At 63.9% G+C, this 14,669-nt stretch carries 10 protein-coding genes; 2 read left to right on the top strand and 8 right to left on the bottom strand.

The genetic code is table 11. The features are described from left to right. Positions 1–28: 28 nt before the first annotated feature. Entirely contained in the window at positions 29–727 is a 699-nt protein-coding gene (locus BUA36_RS06280; protein WP_072782421.1) for an NADPH-dependent F420 reductase, read from the top strand. A 134-nt stretch (positions 728–861) separates the two neighbouring features. Here the strand turns inward: BUA36_RS06280 and BUA36_RS06275 are convergent, their stop codons facing one another. The 8 genes from BUA36_RS06275 to BUA36_RS06240 all read right to left on the bottom strand — a co-directional run bounded on the left by BUA36_RS06275 (position 862) and on the right by BUA36_RS06240 (position 14,078). Then, on the bottom strand, positions 862–1,542 hold the full coding sequence (locus tag BUA36_RS06275; protein ID WP_072782418.1) for a Fe2+-dependent dioxygenase: 681 nt from the start codon (positions 1,540–1,542) through the stop codon (positions 862–864). Beyond that, a complete protein-coding gene (locus BUA36_RS06270) occupies positions 1,539–3,737 on the bottom strand; it encodes a putative bifunctional diguanylate cyclase/phosphodiesterase (protein WP_072782415.1) in 2,199 nt (732 codons plus the stop codon). The genes BUA36_RS06275 and BUA36_RS06270 overlap by 4 nt, the downstream gene beginning before the upstream one ends. Positions 3,738–3,836: 99 nt before the next feature. Further along, positions 3,837–4,901 (bottom strand): ATP-binding protein, encoded by a 1,065-nt coding sequence (locus BUA36_RS06265; RefSeq protein WP_072782412.1) that lies wholly within the window; start codon positions 4,899–4,901, stop codon positions 3,837–3,839. Beyond that, a complete protein-coding gene (locus BUA36_RS06260; protein WP_072782623.1) occupies positions 4,898–5,635 on the bottom strand; it encodes a response regulator in 738 nt (245 codons plus the stop codon). The genes BUA36_RS06265 and BUA36_RS06260 overlap by 4 nt, the downstream gene beginning before the upstream one ends. A 23-nt stretch (positions 5,636–5,658) precedes the next feature. Further along, positions 5,659–7,035 carry an efflux transporter outer membrane subunit gene (locus BUA36_RS06255; RefSeq protein WP_072782620.1) on the bottom strand — a complete coding sequence of 459 codons (1,377 nt, stop codon included), beginning with the start codon at positions 7,033–7,035 and terminating at the stop codon, positions 5,659–5,661. Next, positions 7,026–10,157, bottom strand: coding sequence for a multidrug efflux RND transporter permease subunit (locus BUA36_RS06250; RefSeq protein WP_072782409.1), 3,132 nt, complete (start codon positions 10,155–10,157; stop codon positions 7,026–7,028). Before BUA36_RS06250 ends, BUA36_RS06255 begins: the two co-directional genes overlap by 10 nt. 9 nt (positions 10,158–10,166) lie before the next feature. Next, entirely contained in the window at positions 10,167–11,306 is a 1,140-nt protein-coding gene (locus BUA36_RS06245; protein WP_072782406.1) for an efflux RND transporter periplasmic adaptor subunit, read from the bottom strand. Positions 11,307–11,399: 93 nt separating this feature from the next. Continuing rightward, the gene (locus tag BUA36_RS06240; protein ID WP_072782403.1) at positions 11,400–14,078 is read right to left on the bottom strand and encodes a bifunctional acetate--CoA ligase family protein/GNAT family N-acetyltransferase; all 2,679 of its coding nucleotides are present in this window, start codon (positions 14,076–14,078) and stop codon (positions 11,400–11,402) included. 138 nt (positions 14,079–14,216) lie between these two features. Between BUA36_RS06240 and BUA36_RS06235 the strand changes: the two genes are divergently transcribed. After that, positions 14,217–14,669, top strand: coding sequence for a bacteriohemerythrin (locus BUA36_RS06235; protein WP_208861858.1), 453 nt, complete (start codon positions 14,217–14,219; stop codon positions 14,667–14,669).

Here is a 14,669-nt window from a genome sequence, read left to right as displayed (position 1 = left end):
CCCACGGGGGTGTCACGAAAGGAATGGTATGGCGAACATTGGCATTATTGGATCGGGCAATATCGGTGCGGCATTGACCCGTTTATTTACCAGGGCAGGGCATCAGGTGGCGGTGGCCAATTCGCGCGGGCCGGCGTCCTTGCAGGCGTTGGCAGGCGAGACTGGCGCACGCGCAGCGACGGTGGTGGACGCAGTGCGCGGTGCAGACGTTGTCGTCGTCACCGTGCCGATGGCTGCGGTCAGCACGCTGCCGAAAGACCTGCTGGAGAATGCGGCGGCGGATCTGGTGGTGATCGACACCAGCAACTACTACCCACAGCAGCGCGATGGCCTGATTGCCGACGTCGAGGCGGGGATGACCGAGAGCGGCTGGGTTGAGAAGCAGCTGGGACGTCCGGTCATCAAGGTCTTCAACAGCATCATCGCTCAGCACTTGCTGGACAAGGCCCGGCCACAGACGGATAGTGGCCGTGTCGCACTGGCGGTGGCCGGCGACAGCGCCCCAGCGAAAACGCTGGTGATGCAACTGGTGGACGACATCGGTTTTGATCCGGTGGATGCAGGCACGATGGATGAGTCATGGCGCCAGCAACCGGGCACACCGGGCTATCTCAAGGACTACGACATCGCCGGCGTGCGCCGTGCGCTGGCGGAAGCGACGCCGCAACGCAAACCTGAATGGCGCGCTACGCCGAACAGCCCAGGCACATTCGAGTCTCCAGCCTGAGCACATCGTTGATCTGCGCTTCGTCCATGCAGCGATCAAAAACGGATATTCATGTGCCAGAACGATACTGGCGTATGCGAAGAATGGGATGCGAACGAAGGCGGCAACAAGGCCGGTGCTGCAACTTGGCCAGATCAGGCTTCGCTCCACTGGCGCAGCAGATTGTGGTAGTGGCCAGTGAGGCCGATCGTCTCCTCGCAATCGCCCAGGCGCGCACGCAGGGCCTGGATGTTGCGGTCCAGATCGAGCAGCATGCTGCGGCGGCCATCGTCACGCACCATGCTCTGCGTCCAGAAGAAGGAACACACGCGTGCACCACGCGTCACTGGTTCGACGCGGTGAATGCTGGTTGAGGGATAGACGATCAGATCACCCGCAGGCAGTTTGACTTCATGTGTGCCGTAAGTGTCTTCGACGATCAGCTCACCGCCGTCATATTCGTCGGGATCGGTCAGGAACAGGGTAGACGAGACGTCGGTGCGCAGCCACTGCCCACCCGGATACACCCGGCGCATTGACCCATCCACGTGGTTGCCGTAATGTCCGCCATCGGCGTAGCTGTTGAACAGGGGCGGGCAGGTACGCTGCGGTAGCGCTGCCGAAAAGAATAGCGGGCTGCGCGCCAGTGCATCCAGCACGATCTGCCCCAGCTCTTTCGCCAGTGGCGAGTGTTCCGGCAACTGGCGGTTGCGCTTTACTTGCGCTCCCTGGTCGCCGACGGACTCGCGGCCATCCACCCAGTTGGCGGCATTCAGCTGACTGCGCATATTAGCCACTTGTTCTGGTGTCAGAAGACCTGGTATGTGTAACATCATTTTTGTATTTCTCCGTGTATGAATTTGTTGGCCAGCGAGGTAGCGCTTATTGGTTCGCTGAAGTAGTAGCCTTGTGCCAGATCGCAGCGCAGCTCACGCAGGAAATCGCGCTGCTGCACCGTCTCCACGCCTTCCGCCACCACCGTCAGGCCCATGCTGTGCGCCAGGGCGATGACTGCGCCGGCAATGGCCGCGTCGTCGGTGTCCGCCGGGATGTCGCAGACGAAGGAGCGGTCTATCTTCAGCGCGTGTATGGGGAAGCGCTTCAGATAGGAGAGACTGGAATAGCCAGTGCCGAAATCGTCTATCGCCAGCTGCACGCCCATGTCGCTCAGGCGCTGCAGGGTTTGCGCCGCACTGTCCGGTCGCTCCATCAGCACCGTCTCCGTGATCTCCAGCTCGAGGTAGCTGGCGGGGCACCCGGTATCCGCGAGCACGCGTGCCACCATGGCGTCCAGTCCATGCTGGCGGAACTGCCGTGCCGACAGGTTGACAGCGACCCGCACATCCGCCAGCTCCGCGCGATGCCAGGCCACCTGCTGTGAACAGGCGGTACGCAGCACCCATTCGCCGATCGACACGATCAGCCCCGTTTCTTCGGCGATCGCGATAAAGGCATCGGGCATGACCAGCCGCTGGCCATTGGGTTGCCAACGCAGCAGCGCTTCGGCGCCAATCATCTTGCCGCTGGCGAGGTCGATCTGTGGCTGATACATCAGTTGCAGCTCGCCCCGTTCCACCGCGTGCCGCAGGCCGCTCTCCAGCGTCAACCGGTCCAGCGTGCGGGCGTTCATCTCTTCGCAATAGAACTGGTAATTGCCGCGCCCCAGGGCTTTGGCCTGGTACATCGCGGCGTCGGCATTCTTGAGCAGTGTCTTGCCGTCGGCGCCGTCGCGTGGATAGAGGCTGATGCCGATGCTGCATGCGGGCGCCAGTTCGTGGCCCTGTATCAGCATGGGTTCAAACAGCGCGCACAGGATTTTCTGCGCCAGTGCAGCGGCCACCAGTTCGTGCGGAAGATCGGCCAATAGCACCACGAATTCATCACCACCCAGCCGGGCGACGGTATCGGCATCGCGGACCGACTGCTTGAGGCGGCGGCCGACTTCAATCACTACGCGGTCGCCGGCATCGTGGCCCAGGCTATCGTTGATGGTCTTGAATCGGTCCAGGTCGAGGAACAGCATGGCCACCAGGGCGCCGCTGCGCCGTGCCTGGGCAATGGCCTGCGAGACGCGGTCCAGCAGCAAGGTGCGGTTGGCGAGTCCGGTGAGCGCATCATGGCGGGCCAGGTGCATCAGCTCTTCTTCGAACTGCTTGCGTTGCGAGATGTCTTCGAGTACGGCGACCAGCGTGCCGGGCTGCATGGCCGTCACGGTGGCCTTGACCCACACCAGCCGTCCGTCCTTGCAGCGGTAACGCTTTTCGCGCGCCGAGGTTTGCAGGTCGCCATTGGCCAGCGCTTGCAGCAGCGGCGCGTCTATCTGCCAGTCTTCCGGCGAGATCAGGTCGGGCACGCGCATAGCCAGCATTTCGTCCTCGTCGTAGCCGAGAATATCGAGCAGCTTGCGGTTGACGCGCAACCAGCGGCCATCTGCTGTCACCTGCGCCAGACCAACGGCGGCTTGTCCGAAGGCCGCGCGGAAGCGTGCTTCGCTGGCCCGCAATTGCTGGCGGCCTGCCTGGATATAGGTGTCCAGCGCCAGGCCCATATCAAAGCTGACCACCTTCATCAAGGCATTGTAGGTAGAGATGAACTGCGCAGGGCGGTCGCGCAGGATGTCGTGCAGCACCGGCGCCAGGTCGCCCAGATATTTGCGATAGGCGCCGATGTACCACACCGGCTCCAGGCCGATGCGCTGGTGCGCCAGTCCGACGCGCAGCCGGTGGCGCACGTAGTCGCTACCGTATTCGCCGGCGGTCAGCGTCTTGAAGTAAGCGCCCTGCAGATGATGCAGGCGGTCCAGCACCACCGGATCGCTGAGTAAGGCCTGCAGCACCGGTATCTCCAGCAGGTGCCGGTAGAAGGCGGCGATGACGGCCGGCAGCCGTGGTTGCAGCAGTGGATGGATGTGGCGCAGCAGGGCCACATCGTCCGCTGTCAACTCGAGATAATGCAATCGCTGCTGGATCTCGTCCTCTCCGGGCATCATGTCCGCGACGGTCTGGTCCACTTCGCGAGTGTCTCCCTGCATGCCTCGTATCCTGTAGTAAGGCCGGCGTGCGGGATGCGCGCCGTACGCCAACCACCAGTCTAGCGTGCATACAGCGGCAAAAAAATGCTCTAGATCAAGTCAAGTCGATGGCCAATTCAGTTCGAAGGCCGTACCGCCCAGCGGCGACGAACGGCAGATGGCCATGCCGCCATGCGCCAGGGCGATGGCTTTGACCACGGCCAGACCGAGGCCGCTCCCGCCGGTTTCACTGCGCATGGACTGGTCGCCGCGCTGGAAGGCTTCGAACACATTGCGCGCCAGTGCGGCATCGATGCCGGGGCCCTGGTCCTCGACGCACAGCCGGCATGCGCCGTCGGCCACCGAGACGCTGACCCGCAAGATGCCCGGTGTGGCGTGCTTGCGCGCGTTTTCCAGCAATGCCAGCAGCGCCTGACGTATCCGCATCGGATCGCAGAACACGGGTTCGCGGCACAATTGCAGCTGGAGCTGAAAGCCTACCGCTTGCAGCAGCGGCTCGGCTAACTGGACCACGCTGCTCACTTCTTCTGCCAGATCGGCGCTAAGCCGCTGGAGCGGCAGGTGGCCGCTTTCCGCCAGCGCGACAGTGCGCAAGTCTTCGATCAGCCGCCCCAGTCCCTCGACCTGGGTCAGCAGGCTTTGGAACTGGCTCTGCTCTGGAGCGAACACGCCCTCGGTAATACCTTGCAACCGGCCCCGCAGGATGGTGACGGGGGTGCGCAGTTCGTGGGCGATGGCGGCGTTCCAGAACGCGCGGTGCTGCGCCATGTCCTGCAGGCGCGCGGCCATCTGGTTGAAGTCGTCCACCAGCTGTGCGGTTTCGCCCATCGCGTGTTCGTCGCTGGTGGCGCGTGCGGCCAGATTGCCCTGGGCGACCTGGCGCAGGCTCTCCGCCACCGAATTCAGTGGCGCCAGGATGCGCCGCGACAGTTTGCCGGCCGCCAGTACGGCGATCGCCAGCGAGAGCAGTGTGGTGACGACCAGCCAGATGGTTTCTTCCTTGGTCGGCCAAATGTCCATCGGGTCGGACTGGAACTCGGGTGAATAGCGCAGCAGCCACGCGTATAGCGCGTAAGAACTGATCTGCACCAGCAAAATGATACCCAGCGCGACCAGCGCCATCGACATGGAGATTTGCCGGCTGATGCCTGCATTGAGCTTCATGCACCGCTCCCGAGGCGGTAGCCGACGCCGCGTACCGCTTCCAGCAGGCCGCTGATACCCGCTGCTTCGACTTTCTTGCGCAGTTTGCTGAGATGGCTGTCCACCGTGCGTTCCAGCGTTTCGCCTTCCGGCAGGCAGGCTGCCAGCAATTCGGCGCGGCTGAAGACCCGCTTGGGCGCGCGCGCCATGTGCGCCAGCAGGCGGAATTCGGTCAGCGTCAGTGCCAGTACCTGGCGCGGCGTATTGTCGATACAGACAGCGGCCTCGTAGTGATCGAGGTCGATTTCGATGCCCTCGACGCGCAGCAGCTTGTGCGCCGGCGCGTTGGCGCCGGCGGTGCGGCGCAGCACGGCCTGGGTGCGCGCCACCACCTCGGCGGGATTGAACGGCTTGACCACATAATCGTCGGCGCCGATGCGCAGGCCCATCAGCTTGTCGAGATCCTGGTCCATGGCGGTCAGCATGATGACTGCGGTGTTGCCGCGCTGGCGGATTTGCGATAGCACGGACCAGCCGTCCAGCTGCGGCATCTGCACGTCCAGCAGCACCAGGTCCGGTTTCAGCATATCGTGCATTTCCAGCGCGCGGCGGCCGTCTGGCGCGTGCGCGACGCGCAGACCCGCACGGGACAGGTAGGCCATCAGGATCTGGGCGATCTCCGATTCATCCTCTGCCACCAGCACCAGCGCCTGCAGGTCCGGGTCGCCGCTGGCGCCCGGCAGTTCAGTATTCATGCTCATATCGTCATGATACTGCATCAGCTGACGCCCCCACCCAGCGCCTTGTAGAGGGCGATGGCGGACTTGAACTGGTCGCGGCGCAGGTCCAGCAGCGTGCTTTGGGCGCCGTAGGACTGGCGCTGCGCATCCAGCAGTTCCAGGCGGCTGTCCTGGCCGGCGCCGTAACGCAGCTTGGACAGGCGCTCGCGCAGCGCGGCGGCGTCCACCACGCGCTGCTGGGCGACGATCTGGTGCTGATAGGTTTCATTGCTGGCCAGCGCATCGTTCACTTCGCGGAAGGCGGTCTGTATGGCTTTTTCATACTGCACCACCGCGATGGAATCGCGTACCTTGGCCAATTGCAGCTCGGCGCGCAGCTGGCCGCCATGGAAGATCGGCTGGCTGATTTGCGGCGCGAACGACCAGCTGCGGTTGCCGCTTCTGAACAGCCCACCCATTTCGGCGCTGCTGAAGCCCATGGTGGCGGTCAGCGAAATCCGGGGGAAGAAGGCTGCGCGTGCCGCGCCGATTTCGGCATTGGCCGCAACCAGGCCTTGCTCCGCCTGCATAATGTCCGGACGGCGCACCAGCAGATCGGATGGCAGGCCGGCGGGCAGGGCGGTCATTACCGGTTGCTGCGCCAGCGGTACGCCTTGCGGCAGGCTGGCTGGCATTGACGTTCCGATCAACAGCTCCAGGTTGTTGCGCGCAAGGCGCAGCGCGCGTTCGCGGGCATGCATGTCCGCTTCGGCAGTCGCCACCTGGCCGGCGGCCTGCGCCACGTCGATGCCGCCGCGCTGTTGTGCGCGATGCAGGCGCTGGGTGATATCCAGCGCAACCCGCCAGTCTGCCAGCGTGCTCTGGGTCAGCAGCATCTGTTCCTCAGCGAGGCGCTGTTCGAGGTAGGCATCCGCGACCGCGGCGATGAGCGCCAGGCGCGCAGCGCGTTGTCCTTCCACCGACGCCAGATAGCGCGCCATGGCGGCATCCGACAGCGAGCGCAAACGGCCGAACAGATCCAGCTCAAAAGCGTTGATGGCCAGTCCGGCACTGCTTTGCTTCTGTATCGCACCTGCCGGCGCTTCCGGCGAGGAAGCGCGCTGGCGCGTACCGCCAGCGGTGGTATCCAGTGCCGGGTAGCGGTTGGCATCCTGGATCTGGTACTGCGCCTGCACGGCGGCCACGTTCAGCGTGGCTTCGCGCAGGTCACGGTTGTTTTCCAGCGCCAGTTCCACCAGGTGCTGCAAGGCCGGGTCGGTCAGCATCTGGCGCCAGCCCAGATCTGCAGCGTTGTCTGGCTGCGCTGCGCTGCTGGCGTAGCTGCTTGCCACTGGCAGCACAGGTTTGACCAGCGGGGGATTCATTGAACACGCCGACAGCAGCGCCAGCGTGACGGAAATACTCATTATTCGCATGGTGTGCATCGTTCTGCTCCTTTACCCAAACGCATACGGCCCAGGCGTTCCGCACCGCCGACGACGAGTACAAAGAACACCGGTACAAAGAAAATGGCAAATACAGTCGCCGCCACCATGCCGCCAAACACACCCGTGCCAATCGCGTGCTGGGTCTCGGCACTGGCGCCGGTTGCTATCATCAGCGGCACTACACCCAGTGTGAAGGCGAGGGACGTCATCAGGATAGGGCGCAGTCGCAGGCGTGCCGCTTCAATCGCCGCTTCCACCAGGCCCTTGCCTTCGGCGTGCAGCTGTTTGGCGTATTCCACGATCAGTATGGCGTTCTTGGCTGACAGGCCGATAATCGTAATCATGCCGACCTTGAAGAACACGTCGTTCGGCATTTCACGCAGGATTACGGCTGCCAGCGCACCGAACAGGCCCAGAGGCACGACCAGCATCACCGACAACGGAATCGACCAGCTTTCATACAGCGCCGCCAGTACCAGGAATACCACCAGCATCGACAAAGCCATCAGCATGGGCGCCTGTGCAGCCGAGGCCTTCTCCTGCAGCGACTGACCGGTCCAGGCGACGGCATAGCCTTGCGGCAGCTGCTTGACCAGACGCTCCATCTCGTCCATGGCGGCACCACTGGAGACGCCTTCCGCAGGGCCGCCGCTGATACGAGCGGCCAGATAACCGTCGTAACGCACCAGCTGCAGCGGGGTTTGCTCCCACACCGGACGCACGATTTCGCCCATGGCAACCATGCCGCCCGCGTTATTGCGGATGCGCATGGTGAGCACATCGTCCAGTTGCATGCGCGCGCTGGCATCGGCTTGCACGATCACCTGCTGCATACGGCCGGCGTTCGGGAAGTCGTTCACATAGGTCGAGCCGGTGGCGCTGGCCAGCATGTCGCTGACGGCGCTGAACGGTACGCCCAATGCTTCGGCCTTGCGGCGGTCGATCTCCAGCCGGATGCTGGAACCGGGCGGCAAACCTTCCGGGTACACGCCGGTCAGCAGTTTGCTCTTGGCGGCCAATGCCAGCAACTGATCCTGCGCTGCCTGCAGCGCAGCGATGCCTTTGTTGCCGCGGTCCTGCAGACGCAGGGAGAAGCCGGAGGAATTACCCAGTTCTTCAATCGCGGGCGGCATCACGCTCATAATCATGCCTTCGCGGGCGCTGGCCATGGCAGCTTGCGCCAGTTCGACTTCGTGTGCGGCGGTGGCGCCGTTGCGGTCTTTCCAGTCTTTCAGCATGGTGAAGGCCAGGCCAGCATTCGGGCCGGAGCCCGAGAAGCTGAAACCGATCAGCGACTGGTTGACGTCCACTCCCGGCCGGCTGGCGACGTGCTTTTCATACTGCCGGATGACGTCCAGCGTACGCTCCATGGTGGCATCCGACGGCAACTGGAACGAGGTCATGAAATAACCCTGGTCTTCTTCCGGCAGGAAGGAAGACGGCAGCAAGATAAAGCCCGCAACCACGCACGATACCAGCGCTGCGTACACCGCCATCACACGGCCGCCGCGTTTCAGCAGAGAGGTGGTGCGCGCCGTGTAGCTGGCGGTCAGGCTGTCGAATTTGCGGTCGAACCAGGCGAAGAAGCCTTTCTTCTTGTGGTCTTCCTCACTGATAGGGCGCAGCAGCGTGGCGCACAGGGCTGGCGTCAACGTCAATGCCAGGAAGGCCGAGAACAGGATCGATACCGCCATGGCCACCGTGAACTGGCGATAGATCACGCCGACGGAGCCGGAGGCCAGCGCCATCGGAATGAACACGGCCGTCAGCACCACGGTAATGCCGATCACCGCGCCGCTGATCTCGCGCATGGCGCGCGAGGTAGCTTCGCGTGGCGACAGCTTCTCGGTCGCCATCAGGCGCTCCACCGCCTCGACCACCACGATGGCGTCGTCGACGATGATACCGATGGCCAGCACCATGCCGAACATGGTCAGCACGTTGATCGAATATCCCGCCACCGCCATTACCGCAAAAGTGCCCAGCAGCGCGATAGGCGCCACAATCGCCGGAATCAGCGTGTAACGGACTTTTTGCAGGAACAGGTACATCACCAGGAACACCAGCACCATGGCTTCCACCAGCGTGCTGACCACTTTTTCAATCGACACCTTGACGAATGGCGCGGTGTCGAACGGGATGGTGTACTCCATCCCCGTCGGCATGGCTTTTGCCAGTTCGTCCATGCGGGCACGGATGGCGGCGGCGGTCTTCACCGCGTTGGCGCCGGGCGACATCGCAATCGAGGCGCCGGAGGTGTTCTTGCCGTTTTCACGCGCCTTGAAGGTGTAGTCGCGCGCACCCAGTTCGACGCGGGCGACATCGCCCAGCGTGACAGTGGAACCGTCGCGTTCCGCGCGCAGCACGACGGCTGCGAATTCCTGCGGCGTGCGCAACTGGCCTTGCACCGTCAGTGGTGTCGTGACCATCTGGCCCGAGACGGAAGGCGTGTCGCCCACGCGTCCCGGCGCGATCTGCACGTTCTGCTGGGCGATGGCGTTGGTCACGTCGCCCATGGAGATGTTGTGGGCGACCAGCTTGGCCGGATCGACCCACACCCGCATGGCGCGTTCGGCGCCAAACAGCTGTACACGGCCGACACCGGGCACGCGGCGCAGTTCTTCCACCACATTGCGGGCCAGGTAGTCGCCCAGTTCCTCTTCGTTGTGACCGCGTGTGGAGTTCAGGCTGATAATCATCAGGAAGCTCGAGGAGGCCGATTCCACGCTCAAGCCATTCTGGCGCACCGCCTGCGGCAGGCGCGGTTCGATGGCTTTCAGGCGGTTCTGCACATCGACCTGCGCCATTTCGGGATTGGTGCCAGGCTTGAAGGTGGCGCTGACCGAAGCTGAACCCGAAGTATCGGTTGACGACTCGAAGTAAAGCAGATTCTTCACGCCGGACAGTTCGCGTTCGATCAGGCTGACCACTGCATCATTCATGGTCTGCGGCGAGGCGCCCGGATACACCGCGCTGATGGAAACGCTAGGCGGCGCCACCGACGGGTAACGTGCGATTGGCAGATTGGGCAGGGCAATCAGGCCAAACAGCACAATGAATATCGCCACGACCCACGCGAAGATGGGGCGGCGGATGAAAAACTGTGACATGGTGTTTCCTTATTGTTGGGCCGCGGCGCCCGGCGCTGCGGACAGCTGGGCCGGAGCCTTCCACGCTTTCGGTGCAGTGGCGATGCCGGGTTGCAGGCGCTCGTGGCCTTCCACTACCAGCATGTCGCCGCGCTTCAGTCCTTCGCGCACCACATATTGATGGCTGATGACTTCACCGACGATGATCTGGCGCTGGGCTGCCTTGTTGGACTTGTCCAGCACCCAGGCGACGGCATGGCCATCCGGCGCGCGTTGCACGGCCTGCTGCGGCACCAGGATTTCATCGGATGCCGTGCTGCGGGCGATGCGCGCGCGCACAAACATCCCGGGCAGCAGCGTGCGGTCGGCGTTATCCACCTGGATGCGGATGGTGGCGTCGCCTGTGCCGGCATCCACGTTCAGGTCCGAGAACAGCACGCGGGCCTCGGCGCTGTATGGCTGGCCATCGGCGCCGAGGATGGTGGCGTGCTGGCCAGCAGGCGCGCGTGCCTTGAGGGAGGCCAGCATGGATGCCGGTTGGCGGACGTCCACGTACACCTTGTCGATTTGCAGAATCCGCGCCATCGGGTTGGCGTCGGACTGGCCAACCAGTGCGCCTTCGGACACCAGTTCGGGTCCGATGCGGCCGGAGATTGGCGCCTGTACCGTGGCAAAAGCCAGGTCCAGGCGGCGGCGTTCCAGCGTCGCGCGTGCCTGCGCGACGTTGGCGGCAGCCAGGTCGCGGTCGGAGACGGCGTCATCGTAGGCCTGTTGGCTGATCGCGTCCGCATCGATCAGTGTGCGCAGGCGTTCGGCCTGCCGTTTGGTGCGGGCCAGCGTGGCTTCGGCGTGCTGCAAGGCGGCGGCTGCGGTGTCGAATTCCGCCTTCAGCGGCGCGGGATTCAACTGGAACAGCGGCTGGCCGGCCTTGACTTCGGCGCCTTGCTCAAACAGGCGGCGCAGCACAATGCCGCCCACCTGCGGACGGATATCGGCGGTACGGAAGGCAGCCACACGGCCTGGCAGATCGTCGCTGAGGGTCACTTCCGCCGGCTTGATTGACAACACGGTGACCGCTGGCGGCGGCGTTTCTTCGGATTTATGCGGCTCACCGTTGCAGGCGGCCAGGGTCAGTACGGCCGCAAGCAGAGGCCAGGTCTTGAAATTCATAGTCGTTCCCACGAGCTTACAAAACCTGAAGCTTACTTAGTACTGTTGCAGGTTTTGTGTGGGAAGTGTGGAGATTTTATGGAGAAGGCGGAATTACAGCGCCTTGCTGCACATCTGGAATTCGGGATCGTCCTCGTAAGGACGGATCTCGAACTCTAGGCTGGCCATGAGCTTCAGCATGCCACGATTTTTGCGCAGCACGAGGCCGACGATCTCCGTCAGGCCGCGGTCGCGCGCGACGTTCATAATCTCCAGCATCAGGCGCGTACCCAGGCCCTGGCCCGAGAACCTGTCGTCAACCAGCAGCGAGAATTCGCAGCTGCTGCGGTCAGGGTTGGCGATGTAGCGCGATACGCCGATGATGCTTTCGGTTTCCGTGAAACTGCCGTCATCATCGGCAGTGCGGGTGGTCAGCACGGCGACCAGCGCCATTTCGCGGTCATAATCGATGAGCGAGTAACGCGCCAGCATCTGCGCCGACAACTCGCGCAGCGAGGATGCAAAGCGGTTGTAGCGCGACTGCTCCGACAGGCCGCGTACCAGCGCTTGCAGCATTTCGGCATCGGTGGGCTGCACTGGACGCAGCGTGTATTCGCCACCGCCGCGCATGGGCCACATGCTGGCGTAGCTGGCCGGGTAAGGCATGATGGCCAGCTGGTCGTAGCGCTGGGCGGAAGGCGGCGCAGCGCCGACCACCACGCGTGCGTCCACCGCCAGCACGCCGCGCTGGTCGACGATGAGCGGGTTGATGTCCAGCTCGCGCAGTTGCGGCAGTTCGCACACCATTTCCGAGACGCGCAGCAGGATGTGTTCAATCGCCTGCACATCCACCGCCGGCGCGCCGCGCCATTCGTCCAGTGTGGTGGCGACGCGGGCGCGTGAGATCAGGCGCTGGGCCAGGAACTGGTTCAGCGGCGGCAGTTCCACTGCGCGGTCGTTGAGCAGCTCCACCATGGTGCCGCCGGCGCCAAAGCCGATCACGGGGCCGAACAGCGGATCGCTGGCGACGCCAATATACAGCTCGCGGCCATCGCGCTTGCCTGCCATGCGTTGAACCGTCACGCCGTTGATGCGGGCGGCCGGCTGCAGGCGATGGACGTTGGCCAGCATGTCGTGATAAGCCGCGCCCAATGCGGCGGCATCCGCCAGGTCCAGCACCACGCCTTGTACTTCGGACTTGTGGCTGATGTCGGGCGAATCGATTTTCAGCGCAACCGGGTAGCCCAGCTGGGCGGCGATCAGTTGCGCTTCAGCGGCGCTACGGGCCGGCATGGTGGGCGTGATCGGGATGTGGAAGGCTGCCAGCAATGCCTTGGATTCCATCTCGGTCAGCACGCTGCGGCGTTCAGCCAGTACACTTTCCACCAGGCGGCGCGCACCGTCCAGGTCTGGCTTGGCCAGTTGCGACAGGGGCGGCGGCGTTTGCTGCAAGAGCTGCTGATTCTGATAGAACGCGGCGATATTGCCGAAACCATCGACCGCCGCTTCCGGCGTGCGGAAGCTGGCCAGACCGGACTGCGCGATCAGCTGGCGCGCGGACGTGACGAGTTCATCGCCCATCCAGCAGGTCAGTAGCGGCTTGTTCAAGCCGCGGCCTGCTTCGGCCACGCCGCGTGCGACGGCCAGCGGGTCGCCGTCCAGCTTGGGCGAATAGATGACCAGCAGGCCGTCGATGTTCGGATTCTGGGCGCACGAGCGGATTGCGGCCGCGTAGTGCTGCGCTCCCGCTTCCTCCGACAGGTCCAGCAGGTCGGTCAAGGTAGCGTAGGGCGGCAGTTCCGGCGCCAGCGCTGCGGCGGCTTCTTCGCCGGGCTCGCCCAGCTGCAGTCCCAGTTGATGCAGCCAGTCGGCCGCCAGCACGCCAGGGCCGCCGCCGTTGCTGATGACAGCCAGGCGCGGGCCGACCGGGCGATAGCGCGAAGCCAGGCATTTGGCGGCGGAGAACAGCTGCACGAAGGTGTTCACGCGCACCGCGCCAGTGCGGCGCAGCGCCGCATCAAATACTTCATCGCTGCCGATCATCATGCCGGAGTGGGTGGCGGCGGCGCGCGACGCGGCGGCGGCATTGCCGGACTTGATGATGACCACTGGCTTGGTGTTGGCCGTGCTGCGCAGCGCCGACAGGAAGCGGCGTGCGTCGGTAATGCCTTCCATGTAGATGACAATGCTTTCGGTGGCCGGGTCGGTGGCCAGGAAATCAAGTGTCTGCGCCAGATCGACCGCCGTGTTGGGACCGAGCGATACGACTGCCGACAGGCCGACAGCGTTGGTGCCGGCCCAGTCCAGGATCGCCGACGTCAGCGCGCCGGATTGCGAGATCAGCGCCAGGCTGCCGCTTTGCGCCAGCTTGCCCGCGACGCCCGCATTCAGGTGCAGGCGCGGACGCTGGAAACCGAGGCTATTCGGCCCAAGCAAATACATATCGTGCTTGCGGGCGATGGCATGCAGCTCGGCCGCCTGCGCCGTCGGTACGCCCGACGAAATAATCAGCGCCGACTTGCACTGGATGCGTCCAGCCACTTCCAGGGCAAAAGCCAGTTCCTCATGCGGCAGCGCGATGAGCGCCAGGTCGGCGCGCGACTGTACCAGGTCGGCCAGCGTGCCGGTCATGCTGACATCCAGGAAGGTGATGACGCCTTGATAACCGCTGTCGCGCAACTGGGCGCAGACGCTGCGGCCATAAACGTTCTGGCGCTCCGGCTGATCCGGCGGGCCGGCAAATACCACGATGGATTTCGGTGAAAACAGTGGGGTCAGATAGTGCAGATCCATGACGTTCTTCTGGGCAGTGACTGGCAGACCACACTATACGCCATGCGTCGAAAATCTGCGACGCCTTGACCTGGATCATGGATTTGCGCTGGGCCGATTGGCATAGTACAAGCCGCTAACAGGATAACAGGAGGAATCATGGAAACGACCGCTTTGAGCCCCGACATGGTGCTTGGTATCCCGCTCTTTGACGAAGCGCATGCGGCGCTGGCGGAGCAGATCCAGACGCTGCTGCATGGTCCCGACGAGGAGTTCGAAACGCATCTGGCGGCGCTGGTGGAGTGCCTGGAAGTGGACTTCCGGGTGGAGGAGCAGCTCATGGACGCGATTGACTATCCCGCCACGCGCAGCCATCGCGAACAGCATGCGCGCGTGCTGGCCACCTTGCATGGACTGCCGCCCGGCGATATCGATGCCGGCCGCAAGGTGGCAATGCTGATACTGCCATGGTTCCAGATGCATCTGGCGACGGCGGATACGGCGCTGGCCATCGCCTTGCAGATGGCCGGCCGCGCCGAAAGCGGATCGGCAGAAAAAGCGTGCCTGCCGCGCGCATCGCCCGCCGCCGCCGTGGCGCTGCCACGGCAGTGA

The organism is Duganella sacchari, from assembly GCF_900143065.1.
In the GTDB taxonomy this organism is placed as follows: Bacteria; Pseudomonadota; Gammaproteobacteria; order Burkholderiales; family Burkholderiaceae_D; genus Rugamonas; species Rugamonas sacchari.
Note: the sequence above shows the minus strand (reverse complement) of the source record. Positions and strands in the feature narration are given on the sequence as shown.